12 protein-coding genes are annotated in these 13,554 nt (G+C 70.3%); 6 read left to right on the forward strand and 6 right to left on the reverse strand.

Features of this window, described 5'->3' with window-relative positions:
* Positions 1-173 precede the first annotated feature (173 nt).
* Both AC1DWJ_RS07690 and metG read right to left on the reverse strand, forming a co-directional pair.
* Positions 174-1,034: a TatD family hydrolase gene (locus tag AC1DWJ_RS07690; protein ID WP_477620436.1), complete on the reverse strand. Its 861-nt coding sequence runs from the start codon at positions 1,032-1,034 to the stop codon at positions 174-176.
* Positions 1,021-2,868 carry a methionine--tRNA ligase gene (metG, locus tag AC1DWJ_RS07695; protein ID WP_477620437.1) on the reverse strand — a complete coding sequence of 616 codons (1,848 nt, stop codon included), beginning with the start codon at positions 2,866-2,868 and terminating at the stop codon, positions 1,021-1,023. Before metG ends, AC1DWJ_RS07690 begins: the two co-directional genes overlap by 14 nt.
* A 237-nt stretch (positions 2,869-3,105) precedes the next feature.
* Here metG and AC1DWJ_RS07700 point away from each other — a divergent pair, with 237 nt between their 5' ends.
* Together AC1DWJ_RS07700 and AC1DWJ_RS07705 are read left to right on the forward strand one after the other, a co-directional pair.
* Positions 3,106-4,053, forward strand: a complete 948-nt coding sequence (locus tag AC1DWJ_RS07700; RefSeq protein ID WP_477620438.1) for an endonuclease domain-containing protein — start codon at positions 3,106-3,108, stop codon at positions 4,051-4,053.
* A 196-nt stretch (positions 4,054-4,249) separates the two neighbouring features.
* Positions 4,250-4,813 (forward strand): hypothetical protein, encoded by a 564-nt coding sequence (locus AC1DWJ_RS07705; RefSeq protein WP_477620439.1) that lies wholly within the window; start codon positions 4,250-4,252, stop codon positions 4,811-4,813.
* 22 nt (positions 4,814-4,835) lie between these two features.
* On the opposite strand, the gene AC1DWJ_RS07710 is transcribed toward AC1DWJ_RS07705, so the two are convergent.
* On the reverse strand, positions 4,836-5,513 hold the full coding sequence (locus AC1DWJ_RS07710) for a response regulator transcription factor (RefSeq protein WP_457254567.1): 678 nt from the start codon (positions 5,511-5,513) through the stop codon (positions 4,836-4,838).
* A complete protein-coding gene (locus AC1DWJ_RS07715) occupies positions 5,510-7,606 on the reverse strand; it encodes a sensor histidine kinase (RefSeq protein ID WP_477620440.1) in 2,097 nt (698 codons plus the stop codon). Before AC1DWJ_RS07715 ends, AC1DWJ_RS07710 begins: the two co-directional genes overlap by 4 nt.
* Positions 7,607-7,794: 188 nt before the next feature.
* On the opposite strand from AC1DWJ_RS07715, the gene AC1DWJ_RS07720 reads away from it, so the two are divergent.
* The 3 genes from AC1DWJ_RS07720 (at position 7,795) to AC1DWJ_RS07730 (ending at position 10,048) form a co-directional block, all read left to right on the forward strand.
* Entirely contained in the window at positions 7,795-8,439 is a 645-nt protein-coding gene (locus AC1DWJ_RS07720; RefSeq protein WP_457254569.1) for a hypothetical protein, read from the forward strand.
* 176 nt (positions 8,440-8,615) lie between these two features.
* Positions 8,616-9,215 carry a DUF4126 domain-containing protein gene (locus tag AC1DWJ_RS07725; protein ID WP_457254570.1) on the forward strand — a complete coding sequence of 200 codons (600 nt, stop codon included), beginning with the start codon at positions 8,616-8,618 and terminating at the stop codon, positions 9,213-9,215.
* 59 nt (positions 9,216-9,274) lie between these two features.
* Positions 9,275-10,048: a CPBP family intramembrane glutamic endopeptidase gene (locus AC1DWJ_RS07730; RefSeq protein WP_457254572.1), complete on the forward strand. Its 774-nt coding sequence runs from the start codon at positions 9,275-9,277 to the stop codon at positions 10,046-10,048.
* A gap of 36 nt (positions 10,049-10,084) precedes the next feature.
* Here the strand turns inward: AC1DWJ_RS07730 and AC1DWJ_RS07735 are convergent, their stop codons facing one another.
* Positions 10,085-10,843: a hypothetical protein gene (locus AC1DWJ_RS07735; RefSeq protein ID WP_477620441.1), complete on the reverse strand. Its 759-nt coding sequence runs from the start codon at positions 10,841-10,843 to the stop codon at positions 10,085-10,087.
* Positions 10,844-10,899: 56 nt separating this feature from the next.
* Positions 10,900-11,748 (reverse strand): 16S rRNA (cytidine(1402)-2'-O)-methyltransferase, encoded by an 849-nt coding sequence (gene rsmI / locus AC1DWJ_RS07740; protein WP_477620442.1) that lies wholly within the window; start codon positions 11,746-11,748, stop codon positions 10,900-10,902.
* 50 nt (positions 11,749-11,798) lie between these two features.
* On the opposite strand from rsmI, the gene AC1DWJ_RS07745 reads away from it, so the two are divergent.
* Positions 11,799-13,355, forward strand: a complete 1,557-nt coding sequence (locus tag AC1DWJ_RS07745) for a dolichyl-phosphate-mannose--protein mannosyltransferase (protein WP_477620443.1) — start codon at positions 11,799-11,801, stop codon at positions 13,353-13,355.
* Positions 13,356-13,554 lie beyond the last annotated feature (199 nt).

Raw genomic sequence — 13,554 nt, forward strand, 5'->3', positions numbered from 1 at the left:
AACCCCTCATCGCGTCACCGGGAGGATCTGAACCCCGGCCAACAGTCATCCACCATGACCACCTTTTCGGCAAAGGTCAAATTTTGGTAACGGAAGAGTCGGGGTTTCGCCAAGCCACACCGATGTGATTCGCGGGGGGCGTCTGGGGGCGTCCGCGGGTCGTCCGCGAGGGGTCACCACGGGCCGTAGACGGCCTCCGCGTTGTCGCTCACGGCCTGGCAGAGGGTCGGCACGGCGACGCCCAGGACCCCCGCCATCGCCCGGATGGTGAGCGGCACGAGGTAGGGCGCGTTGGTCGCCCCGCGCCACGGCGCAGGCGTCAGGTAGGGCGCGTCGGTCTCGACCATGACCCGGTCGAGCGGGGTCACCGACAGCGCGTCACGCAGTCCGCGGGCGTTCTTGAAGGTGACCGTGCCGGCGAACGACAGGTAGTAGCCGCGGTCGGCGCAGGTGCGCGCCATCGAGACGTCGCCGGAGAAGCAGTGCATGACGGTCCGCTCGGGCGCCCCCTCCTCCTCGAGGATGCGCAGCACGTCGTCGTGGGAGTCGCGGTCGTGGATCTGCAGGGCCTTGCCGGTGCGCTTGGCGAGGTCGATGTGCCAGCGGAACGAGTCCTGTTGTGCCCCAACGCCATCGGGGCCTGTGCGGTAGTAGTCCAGCCCGGTCTCGCCGATGACCCGCACCCTCGGGTGCGCAGCCAGCTCCTCGATCTCCGCGTATGCCGCGTCAAGGGTCCCAGCCTCGGCGAGCCTGGGTGCCTCGTTGGGGTGCAGGGCGACACCGCCCAGCATCGCCGGGTGCCGGTCGACCATGTCGACGGTGAACCGTGCCCCCGGCAGGTCGCAGCCGATCTGCACCAGCCGGTCGACCCCGACGGCCTTGGCGGCAGCGATCGCAGCGGCCACGTCGGGCGCCCCTTCGCCGTCCCGGGCGATGTCGAGGTGCGTGTGGTTGTCCACGACCGGGATCGGCAGGGGGTCGGGGGCATCGGGCACCCGGTGGTGCCCGCTTCTCCCCGGGTCAGCCTTCGCCATCACCAGCGGTGTCACCATCAGCCGGGGCGTCGCCGCGCAGGCGGGCGAGCTCCTCCTCGACGACGGCCTCGTCGAACTTGGTGAAGATCGGAGTGGGCTTCACCACAGTCGCCCCGATGATCACGGGTCGGGACTCCCAGCGGGGGGTCCCTGAGTACTCACCGGTGATGATCGGGTAGCTGCGGTCGGCGTCATCCTCGTCCAGACCGGAGACGTCCTGGAGCACCGGCATCGGCATGAACGTGCCCTCGCCACCGCCGAACGCCGCGTGCACGGCGTTGGACGAGTGCGGCAGGAACGGCGCCAGGATGCGGTTGAGGTCGGCCACGCACTGCGCGAGCGTGTGCAGCACGGTGGCCAGCCGCTCACGCTGGTCGTCGCCCTTGAGCTTGAACGGCTCGGTGTCGGTGACGTACTTGTTGACCTCGCCGACGGTCCGCATCGCCTCGGCCACCGCGGTCTTGATCCGCTGCTTCGCCAGCAGGTCCCCCACCACGTCGAAGGCAGCCAGCACCTTGGCGCGGACCGCCTCGTCGACCGGCTCCAGCGGCCCGGGCTGCGGGATCTCGCCGAAGCTCTTCGCGACCATCGCCGCCGTGCGGTTCACCAGGTTGCCCCAGCCCGCGACGAGCTCCGAGTTGTTGCGCTGGACGAACTCGGCCCAGGTGAAGTTGGCGTCCTGGTTCTCGGGGCCGGCCGCGCAGATGTAGTAGCGGATGGCGTCGGGGCCGTAGCGCTCCAGCACGTCGCGGATGTAGATGACGTAGCCGCGCGAGGTCGAGAACTGCTTGCCCTCCATGGTGAGGTACTCGCTCGAGACGACCTCGGTCGGCAGGTTGAGCGCCCCGAACTCACCGGGCTCGCCCCCACGACTTCCCTGACCGGCATACCCGAGGAGCTCGGCCGGCCAGATCTGGGAGTGGAAGGTGATGTTGTCCTTGCCCATGAAGTAGTAGGACAGCGCCTCGGGGTCGTTCCACCACTCGCGCCAGCGCTCCGCGTCGCCCTGGCGGCGCGCCCACTCGACCGAGGCGGACAGATAGCCGATGACGGCGTCGAACCAGACGTAGAGCCGCTTGGCCGGTTGGTCGCGCCACCCGTCGAGCGGGACGGGGATGCCCCAGTCGATGTCGCGGGTCATGGCGCGCGGGCGGATGTCGTCGAGGATGTTGAGGCTGAACTTGATGACGTTCGGACGCCAGGTGCCGCTCTCCTCGCGACCCGCCAGCCACTCGCGCAGGGCGTCGGCGAGCGCGGGGAGGTCGAGGAAGAAGTGCTGGGTCTCGATGAACTCAGGGGTCTCGCCGTTGATCTTGGACTTCGGGTTGATCAGGTCGGTCGGCTCGAGCTGGTTGCCACAGTTGTCGCACTGGTCGCCCCGCGCCTCGGGGTACGAGCAGATCGGGCAGGTGCCCTCGATGTAGCGGTCGGGCAGCGTCCGCCCGGTCGACGGCGAGATCGCCCCGCTCGTGGTCTGCTCGACCATGTAGCCGTTCTTCCAGACCTGGGTGAACAGCTCCTGCGCGACCGAGTAGTGGTTGCTCGTCGTGGTGCGCGTGTAGAGGTCGTAGGAGCACCCGAGGTCGGCCAGCTCCGAGGCGATGATCGCGTGGTTGGTGTCGACGAGCTGTTGCGGCGTCACGCCCTCCTTGTCGGCGAGGACCAGGATCGGGGTGCCGTGCTCGTCGGAGCCGCTGACCATGAGGACGTCGTGGCCGGCCATCCGCATGTACCTGCTGAAGACGTCGGAGGGCACGGCGAACCCGGCCACGTGGCCGAGGTGCCGGGGGCCGTTGGCGTACGGCCAGGCGACAGCAGACAGGACTTTGCTCACCCCTGAATCCTAGGGGTGGCCGCCACCCGGTTTTTCGGCCGCGCCGGTATGCCGCCTTCGCACCGACGCAGCCCCGCGGCATACCGACCCGCCCCTCTCCGGGAAACGGGGCCAGGTGGCCCCAATTCGGCTTCAGCTCGCCTGTGTCCCATCGATTCGGGGCCACGTGGCCCTGAATCGAAGCCGACCCTGTGGATGACGCCGGCCAGGGTGCGGCCCGACCGGCACGCTGTCGACGTGACCCGTCGACGCATGGGGGAGATCCCCTTCGACCCGAAGGCACCGTTCACCCGGCAGCGGGCCATGACCGCGGGGCTGAGCGATGCCGACCTGACCGGAGGGGACTATCAGCAGCTGTTCTGGGGGGTGTACATCGCCAGATCGGTGACCGTGACCTTGGTCGTGCGCGCCTTGGCAGCCCTGATGGCGGCGCCCGTCGGCACGATCGTCAGTCACCATTCCGCAGCCAGGCTCTGGGGTGGCATCCCCCCGGACTCCGGTGACGTCCACCTCTCCATGCCCCATGGCAACCGGCAAAAGACCCGCGGGATCCGATCACACCGCCGGTCGCTTTTGCCTGCGCCCGCCACCCGACATGGGCTCCCGGTGACCACGCCTGAGCAGACCTTCATCGACCTCGCAGCGAGCTGCGACCTGGTCCAGCTCGTCATCCTCGGCGACTCGCTCGTCGGGGCAGGGGCGACCACGACCGCGCGCCTGATGGAGGCGTCCACGCAGTCACCGACGCGGCATGCGGCCCTCGCGCGGAGGGCGGCCTCCTTGGTGCGCGCCAAGGTCGACTCCCCGATGGAGAGTCGGCTCCGCCTGCTGATGGTCCTGGCCGGTCTTACCGAGCCACGAGCGAACTTCGAGCTCAGCGACGAGGACGGCCGGGTCAGATACCGCCTCGACCTGTCGTACCCGGAGCAGATGCTCGCGATCGAGTTCGACGGACGTCACCACGTGGTGGTGCAGGCGCGCTGGGAGGGGGACGTGATCCGGCGGGAAGACATCGAGGCGGACGGCTGGCGTTTCGTGGTGGTCACCTCGACCCAGTTCTACGGGTCAGCACAGGGCGTCCTGGATCGGATCGTGGCCGCCATGCGGGAGCGGGGCGTCCCGGTGCCACGTCGGCTGCGGGGCGAGTGGCGCCGCTACTTCTCCGGGCCCCAGGAGGTCGCCTGACGCTCAGAGCATCGGGCAATGCCGCGCCGAAAGGGGGCCACGTGGCCCCCTTTCCAGGGTTTGCGCCCCTCGTGGGCGCGAAACCGGGCCAGTTGGCCCCGATTCCACGACCCGGCTGGGGACTACGGGTTTTTCCCGATGTCGAACGCCCCGGGGACGAGGAGCGTGGACGGCACACCCCACCGGAGGAGGAACCATGATCCGCAGGACCATCGCCCAGGCCGCCGTCGCAGCCGCAGCCCTCGCCGTCGTCGTGGCCGCGCCCGCTGACGCCGCGCTCTACAGCCACGACCGGTTCGACTTCACCTTCGCCGAGAGCTTCGACGAGTGCGGCATCACCATCGACCACACGGCTGCAGGCCACGCGGGCTTCTCGATCCGGACCATCAAGGGCACTGACGAGGCCTACCTCGGCTGGCAGCAGCTGTCGGCCGTGGACACCTTCACCAACCCGGCCAACGGTCACTTCTTCACGATCAGCAACCACAGCCTCTTCCGCGAGACCAGGGGCACCCACATCGAGGGCGACATCTGGAGCTTCGACTCCAAGCTCTCGGGCGCCTCGTTCACGGTCCGCGACAGCGCCGGCTCGGTCGTCACGCGCGACTCCGGCACCCTGCGGATGGTCACGACGTACGACCTGCTCGGCGACGGACAGCCGGGCGGCGAGCAGATCGGTGACCCAGTGATCACGGGGATGAACGGCCGCTTCACCGAGGTCGACTTCTGCGCCGACCTCGTCGGCCCGCTCCTCGGCTGACGCACGGGGAGGCTCCGAGCGGTCAGTCGCGTTGGCCCATCCCGGCGTCCCGCGCGCGGATGATGACCTCTGCGCGGTCGGTCGCCTGGAGCTTCGACAGGATCGCCGACACGTTGTTGCGGACCGTCTTCGGCGCGAGGAAGAGCTCGGCGGCGATCTGTCCGTTGGAGCGCCCGGCGGCGATCAGGTCGAGTACCTCGCGCTCGCGCTCGGTGAGCATCGGGAACTCCGTGGCCTGCCGCGCGGGGGACGGCGACAGCAGCTCGCCGATGCGGGCCGCCAGGGAGGCGCCGAACACCACGCCGCCAGCCGCGACGGCGGTGATCGCACGCACCACCTCGTCCTGCGCGGCCCCCTTGACGAGGTAGCCCCGCGCGCCGGCGCGCATCGCCGACAGCAGCGTGCCGTCGTCCTCCCCCATCGTGAAGACCAGGACCCCGACACCCGGCTGCTCCGCCAGCACCCGCCGCGTCGCCTCGATCCCGTTGACGTGCGGCATCTGGATGTCCATGACGATGACGTCGGGGCGGTGCTCGGACGCGAGCGCCACGGCTTCGGCGCCGTCGGCGGCGCGGCCGACGACCTCGATTCCCGGGTGCGGTTCGAGCAACGTCGCGAGCCCGTCCCGGAAGATCGGGTGGTCGTCGGCGATCAGCACCCGCACGGGGCGGGCACCTGCACCGGGTCCGTCGTCCGTCATCCGTTGCCTCCCACTGGCAGCCAGGCCCGCACCGTCGTCCCACCACCGGGCGGGCACACCACCTCGTAGCGTCCCCCGAGCTCCTCGGCGCGCTCGCGCAACGACCGGAGCCCGACCCCGGCGACGACGTCCGGCGCGATGCCACGCCCGTCGTCACGCACCTCCACGGCCAGGTCGGCGCGGCCGGTCGCGAGCGTCACCGTGCAGGAGCTCGCGTGGGCGTGGCGGGCGACGTTCGCGAGCGCCTCCGAGACGATCCGGTATGCCGCGACCTCCACCGCCGCGGGCAGGGCGGCGACGTCGTCGGCACGGACCGACACCTCGAGTCCCGCAGCGCGCGTGCGGTCGGCCTGCTGCTCGACGGCAGCCAGCAGGCCGAGGTCGTCGAGGGCCGGCGGGCGCAGGCCGTGCACGAGCCGTCGCACGTCGGCGAGCGCCTCGGTGATCTCGGCGCGCGACTGGACGACGAGCCGGTGCGCCGTGGCCGGGTCGGAGTCGACGGCGTTGCCGGCTGCGTCGAGGCGCATGGCGACCCCGCCGAGGACCGGTCCGAGGCCGTCGTGCAGGTCCCGCCGGATGCGGCGCCGGTCCTCCTCACGCGACAGCACCAGCTGCTCGCGTGACTCCTGCAGCTCACGGGCCAACACGCTGCTGCGCACGGCGATGGCCGCCTGCCGGACGACGTCCACGAGCAGCACCTGGTCGCGCCGCGAGAGCATCCCCCGGATGCCCCCGTCGGGCAGCTCGATCGACCCGATCCGCTCACCGCGGTAGGAGATGGGGAACGAACGGCTCGCCGACGGCTCGGTGCCGTGCGTCGCCGCCAGTCCCTGTCCCGCGGGTCCGAGCACCTCGACGCGCACGAACGACACCCGGAACGCCTCGGCCACGCTCGCCGCGAGCGCCGGCAGCTGCTCCTCGAGCCCGCCGGACTCCTCGAGGCGCTCGGCCAGCGCCGAGACCACCTCGTACCGCTCCCCCCGCCTCCCCAGCACCCGTCGGCGCACCTGCGCGGTGAGCCAGGACCGCAGCGGACCGTATGCCGCGACGGCCAGCACCAGGACGAGCACCGTCACCTGCCGCTCCTGGAACCGGTCGCCGAGCAAGGCCGCCGCGGCGGCGACGACGCCGAGGTCGAGCAGGACGAACAGCGCTGCGATCGCGCCGTAGACGAGCGTGCCGCCGACGAGCGCGTCGATGTCGCCGGTCTCGGGCCGCACCACCCCGATGACGACCGAGACGCTGGTCGCCACGAGGGCGAGGACGAGGGCGCCGAACCCGACCGGTCCGTTGACGTCGAGCAGCATCACGCCGCCGGCGAGCAGGCAGACGATCGCGGCCCACAGCAGCCAGCGCAGCTGGGTGCGCTCCACCCCGGTCGAGCGCGAGTGCCGGGCGAACACCGTGGCGGCGGCCAGCGGCATCGCGAGCAGGGTCAGCACCTGGCCGACGCGGACGATGACGGCCGCGCCGCCGTCGGACAGCGGGAGGCTGATCTGCGGGAGCAGCCGCACCACCTCGTCGGGGAGTCGACCGTCGTAGATCACGTGGTCCGGAGCCAGGATCAGGCTCATCGGCAGGGTGACCGACATGACGAGCGCGGCGAGGGCCACCAGCCGCCAGCGACCCGACGGCAGGCGACCGGTCGGATAGAGCACGAGCACGAGCGGTAGCGCGACCAGCAGGAGCGACCCGGCCTCCGAGACCACCCAGTAGGCAAGCCCCGTGAGCGGAAGGGGCGGCTGCGCGCCCAGCCCCACCACGGCATACGACTCGCAGAAACCGTCGAGCGCCCAGAAGGCGCCGGTGCCGGCGAGCACCAGCCCGACCACGTGCCGTGGACGGAGGGCCAGGATCGCGGCGCCGCACAGCCCCACGAGCGCCCCGATGGCGCCGCTGACCACGCCGCGCTCGGAGACGTAGAGCGCCCGCTCGGCGTCGGTCGACCTCGCATCGAGCAGGACGCACCCGACGACGAGGGCGAGAAGGACCCCCACGAGCAGCCCGGGCCCGACGAGGTGCCGCTGGCGCGCGTCCGCCCCGGGCGCAGCCGTGCCCGGGGCCTGGGCATGCAGGGCTGGCACGACGGTCACCTCGCCAGTGTGCCAACGCCGGTGTCCCGTCGTCAGGGGATTGCTGTCCCGATCCGGCGGGACAACGTCAGGACCGGGAACGGGACGCCGGGCCCTGCCGCCCGGGTCGGGGGGCGCCGCAGAGTTCTCGGCAACGGCACCGACCGGGTGCCGACCACTCGACTCGACACAGACCAAGGAGACCCACCATGTCGCTCACGAAGACCTCAGCGCCGGCACGTTCGGACCTGTCCAGCGGCGCCGCCACCCGTGAGACGCCCGCCGTCCCACTCACCCAGCGTCCCTACTTCCGCCACGGCACGATGCTCACCGTCGGGGCCCTCGCGTGGTCGAGCATGATCGTCGTGTTCGGGCTCAACAGCGACACGACCGCCTACCAGTACGCCCACAACGCGAGCTCGTTCCTCTTCCAGGTCGGAGTCCTCTGCCTGGTGCGGGTCCTGTGGCGCAGCAAGGCAATCGGTGCCGGCAAGGTCGCACGGACCGTGCTCCGGATCGAGGCCGGCGCCCTCGCCCTGGCGATGGCGTCCACCGTGTCCGACTTCTTCGGGCTGACCAACCTCGACAACCCTGCGTCGCTGGCGCTCGACATGTTCTGGCCGATCTCGATGCTGGGGATGTTCCTCATCGGCATCCGCATCGCCGTCGCGGGCCGCTGGACGGGCCTGTCCCGCTTCTACCCCCTGGTCGCCGAGAGCTGGGCCGTCGTGACCGTGCCGACGATGGGCATCTTCGGTGAGGGCGTCGCTCGCTGGGTCGGCGCCGCCCACCTGGTCATCGGCTACGCCGTCCTCGGCCAGGTCGTCGCCCGCAAGAAGGCGGACGGCAGCTGACCAGGCGACACGGAGCCTGACACCACCACCGAGGTATGCCGCGTGCGGACTCCGCACGCGGCATACCTCTGCGTGTGGAGCCACGGGCGGGAACCAGCGGCGGAACCGCGCACCAGCCACCTGCGTCGAGTAGACATGTCTTCCCAGGTGCACCGCACCCGCACAGGAGGTGGCCGATGTTCGCCGCACTGACCGGCATGGGGTTGTCCGCAGCAGCGGGCCTCAACGCCTACATCCCGTTCCTCGTCGTCGCCCTGATCGCGCGGTTCACCGACTTCATCACGCTGCCCCAGTCGTACTCGTGGATCGAGTCGTGGTGGGCCATCGGCATCGGCGCGGTGCTGTTGCTCACCGAGGTGGTGCTCGACAAGATCCCCGCGGTGGACACCGTCAACGACGCGGTGCAGACGTTCATCCGGCCCAGCATGGGCGGCCTGGTCTTCGCCGCGACCTCTGCGGCCGAGGGGCTCGACAACTCGACGTGGATGACCCAGAACCCCTGGGTTGGGGTGGTCCTCGGCATCATCGTCTCGGGGCTGGTGCACGGCGGGAAGACCGTGGCGCGACCAGCGATCAACGCCGGGACGCTGGGCTTCGGCGCCCCGATCGCCTCGACGGTGGAGGACGGGGCGTCGGTGGGACTGAGCCTCGTGGCGGTCTTCATCCCGGTGCTCGTCGTGCTGTTCCTGGTCCTGCTGGCCTGGCTGTTGGTGTGGCTCTGGCTCAAGGTCCGTCGATGGCGCAAGAGACGGGACGGCCGCGCAGCGCTGGCCTGACGCGCCGCGCTCGCACGCGCTCGCATGATTCGTCCAGCCGGGACCGCGAGGATGGCCCCATGACCGTCGCCGCAGTCCCGCCGCCCACGCGTCGCGCCCTCGTCGTCGAGACCGCGCTGGTCCTCGGGGTCAGCCTCGGGTCGTCCGGCATCTACGCCCTGCTGTCCCTGGTCAACAAGCTCACCCGCAACGTGCCGCTCAACCAGCAGACCACGGCGATGAACTCGTCCGTCACCCCCGACCGGCCGTGGCTCGACCTGGCGTACCAGCTCGTCGGCATCGCGCTCGCCCTCGTGCCGGTCGCGCTCGCCCTCTACCTCCTGACCCGGGACCGGTCGGATGCCCGCCACGCGATGGGTTTCGACCTGCGCCAGCCGGGCCGGGACCTCGTGCGCGGACTGGCCCTCGCCGCCGCGGTCGGCCTCCCGGGACTCGGCCTCTACGCCGCCGCCAGGGCGCTCGGCCTCAACACCACCATCGCCGCGGCCAACCTCACCGACGTATGGTGGACGATCCCGGTGCTCGTCCTCGCGGCCGCGCAGAACGCCGTGCTGGAGGAGGTCGTCATGGTCGGCTACCTCTACACGCGGTGGTTGCGTGCCGGGTGGTCGCTGCCGGCCGTCGTCGTCACCTCAGCCCTGATCCGCGGGTCGTACCACCTCTACCAGGGTTTCGGCGGGTTCCTCGGCAACGTGGTGATGGGGCTGTTCTTCGGGTGGGTCTACACGCGCACCCGGCGGGTGGGGCCACTCGTGGTGGCGCACACCCTGCTCGACGTGGTGGCCTTCGTCGGCTACGCCCTGCTCAAGGACCACCTGGCCTGGCTCAGCTGAGCCGCGCCAGGTGGTCCTGAGCTCGGCGTTTCGAGATCACTTGGGCAGGTTGATGACCTTGTCCGGGTCGGGCGCGGCGACCTTGGCCACCGTGTTCCACTCGCTGAACTCGAGCGTGCCCGTGTCGTCGTCCGGGCCGACGATCTTGTAGATCGTCGCCTTGCCGTCGGCGCTCACGAGGAGCTCGCCGTTGTCCTTGCCCGACTTGTCGGTGATGGAGTAGGCGGCAGCGCCGTCGTACGTCGCCTTGGTGACCTTGGAGTCGGGAGCCGCCAAGGCGGCCTTCATCTCCTTGTCGCCGAACAGCTCGGTCAGCAGGCTCTTGATCGTCAGGTCACCGAAGTCCTTGGCCTCGGTGGCCGGCATCCGCACGTACTTGCCTGCCAGCAGCTTGGCGGCATCCTTCGAGATCTGGGTCGTCCAGAACTCGTCGTTGCCCAGCAGGTAGTACTTGCCGCCGACGGTGAGGATGGTCGCCTTCGCCCCCTTGCCGACCCCGAGCTCGAGCGACTGGTTCGACCCGTCGGTGGTGCCGGCGAGGTCGATCGTCATCGGCTTCCCGTCGTCGGTGACCGAGCCGGTGATGTGGGTGCTGTCGGCGGCCAGCGCGGTCTTGCGCGCCTGGTCGAACAGCTCGGCGGCCGTGGGCGGCTTCGCCTCGGTCGTGGTGGACGACGAGCTCGGGCTGCTCGACGACGTGGCCGGGTCGGGCTTGTCGCTGCCACAGCCGGCGAGTGCGGTCGCGGCGAGCAGCGGGATGGTGAGGACCCCGAGGGTCCGGTGGATGGCGTGCATGGTGAAGGTCCCCTCCCGAGACGGGCGACGCCCCTTCGCGTCGCCGCTGAGGCACCTTAACGCGGCAAACGTCGCATTTCGACTGATGCGTCGTACAGGATCTTCTTCGACAGCCCCGTGGCTGCGGCGACGTCGGCGCAGACGTCCTTGAGCCGCTCACCTGCGAGAACACGCTCCTGTATGCCGGGCAGCGCCTCCTCGACGGTGGTCACCGCCGGGGTCGCGCCGGCCACCACGACGGTGATCTCGCCACGCAGCCCGTCGGCCGCCCAGGCGGCCAGCTCGGCCAGCCCCCCGCGCCGCACCTCCTCGTAGGTCTTGGTCAGCTCGCGACACACCGCCGCGCGTCGGTCGGCGCCGAAGGCGTCCGCCATGGCCAGGAGCGTCGCGTCGATGCGGTGCGGCGCCTCGAAGAAGACCATCGTCCGCCGCTCGTCGGCCAGCGCCGCCAGGCCCCGGGCCTTCTCGCCGGGCTTGCGTGGGAGAAACCCCTCGAAGCAGAACCGGTCGACCGGCAGACCCGAGACGGCCAGGGCCATGAGGACGGCGCTGGGTCCGGGCACGCAGGTCACCCGGATGCCGGCCGCCACCGCGGCATCGACCAGGCGGTACCCGGGGTCCGACACGGACGGCATACCGGCGTCTGTCACGACCACCACGCGCGCTCCGCCACGGAGGCGCTCGACGAGCTCGGGCGTCCGCGACGCCTCGTTGTGCTCGTGGTAGCTCAGGACCGAGCCGCTCGGCGTGATGCCGAGGTCGGCACAGAGCCGGCGCAGGCGTCGGGTGTCCTCGGCCGCCACGACGTCCGCGGTCGCGATCTCCTCGACCAAGCGGGGGGCGGCATCGCGGGGGTCGCCGATCGGGGTGGCGGCGAGGACGAGGACGCCGGGGTCGGAGGTCACCGCTCCATCCTGTCAGGGGTACCCGAGTTGCTGTGCATACGATGTCGCGCATGACCCGGATCGAGCTGCTGCGATCACGGCTGCTCGGATTCAGGCCCACCGACACGCTCTGGGGCTGGCTCGGACCGTTGTTCTTCGCGGTCGTGGGTGGCGGGATGCGGTTCTGGTCACTGGGTCGCCCGCACCAGCTTGTGTTCGACGAGACCTACTACGTCAAGCAGGGCGTCTCGATGCTCGAGTACGGCGTCGAGATGCGGGTGCCGGACACCCTCAAGAAGCCCGACGAGCTGTTCACCCAGGGCACCCCGGACGTCTTCGGCACGGACGGCGACCTCGTCGTCCACCCGCCTGTCGGCAAGTGGGTCATCGCGGCCGGCGAGCACCTGTTCGGGCAGACGTCGTCGTTCGGGTGGCGCTTCTCGGTGTGCGTGCTCGGGACGCTGTCGATCCTCATGATCGGCCGGGCCGCCCGCCGGATGTTCGGGTCGTCGTTGCTCGGCACGATCGCCGCGTTCCTCGTCGCCTTCGAGGGCCACCACTTCGTCCAGTCGCGGACCGGGCTGCTCGACCTGATCGTCATGTTCTGGGCGCTGCTGGCGTTCTGCGCGCTGCTCATCGACCGTGACCGCTCGCGGGCGATCCTCGCCGAGCGAGCCGCCGGCCGGTCGAACCACGACCTCGCCTCGCGGCTCGGGCCCTGGCTCGGGGCGCGACCCTGGCGCTGGGTGGCGGGCCTCAGCCTGGGCCTGTGCGCCGGCACCAAGTGGTCGGGGTTGTTCTTCCTCGTGGCCTTCGGGCTGATGACGGTCTTCTGGGACATGGGGGGGCGGCGGGCCGTGGGGGTGCGGCACTGGTTCACGTCCGCGGTCGTCACCGACGGGCTCTGGGCCGCCCTGGTGATGTGCTCGACGGCGGTCCTGGCCTACCTCGCGTCATGGGTGGGGTGGTTCCGCTCCCCGCTCGGCTACGACCGAGAATGGGGACAGATCCACCCCTCGCGCGACACTCCGTGGGTGCCAGATGCGCTGAGATCCCTCTGGCACTACCACCAGGAGATCTACACGTTCCACGTCAACCTCCACGACAACCACCCCTACCGGACCAACCCCTGGTCCTGGGTCATCCAGGGCCGGCCCACCTCGTTCTTCTACGAGGGCCCCAAGCGGGGCGACGGTGGCTGCGCGGTCGCCCAGTGCTCCAAGGCGATCACCTCGATCGGCACCGTGTCGATCTGGTGGCTGGGGGCCGCGGCGATCGTCGTGCTCGCGTTCTACTGGATCTTCAAGCGCGACTGGCGGGCCGGCGCGATCCTCGCGGGGCTCGCTGGTGGCTACCTCCCGTGGTTCGGGCTGGAGGAGCGCACCATCTACTCCTTCTACACGGTCGCCTTCGAGCCGTGGATCATCTTCGCCGTCGTCTTCGTGCTCGGGCTGGCCCTCGGCCGCCGCTCCGACTCCTGGCGCCGACGGGAGATCGGCCTCTACGTCGTGGGTGGCTACTGCCTCCTGACCCTGGCGATCTTCGCGTTCTTCTGGCCGATCTACACCGCCCAGGTGATCCCCCAGAGCCAGTGGTCGCTGCGGATGTGGTTCCCCAGCTGGGTCTGAGGCATCAGCCGGATCACGGAGACGCGGGATCAGCCGTTTGGTTGAGAATGGGGTGATCCTGACGATTTCTTGACCACCCTCTTGGACGTCGATATTCGTACATATCGTCATAGTTGCGACAAAGGCCGATAGCCCTTTCCGAGTCGATTGGGAGGCTTTGCCTTCGTTGGCTCCCGAGCAGGGCACTTTACGTTCCCAA

This window comes from Pedococcus sp. P2_D7, from assembly GCF_056404295.1.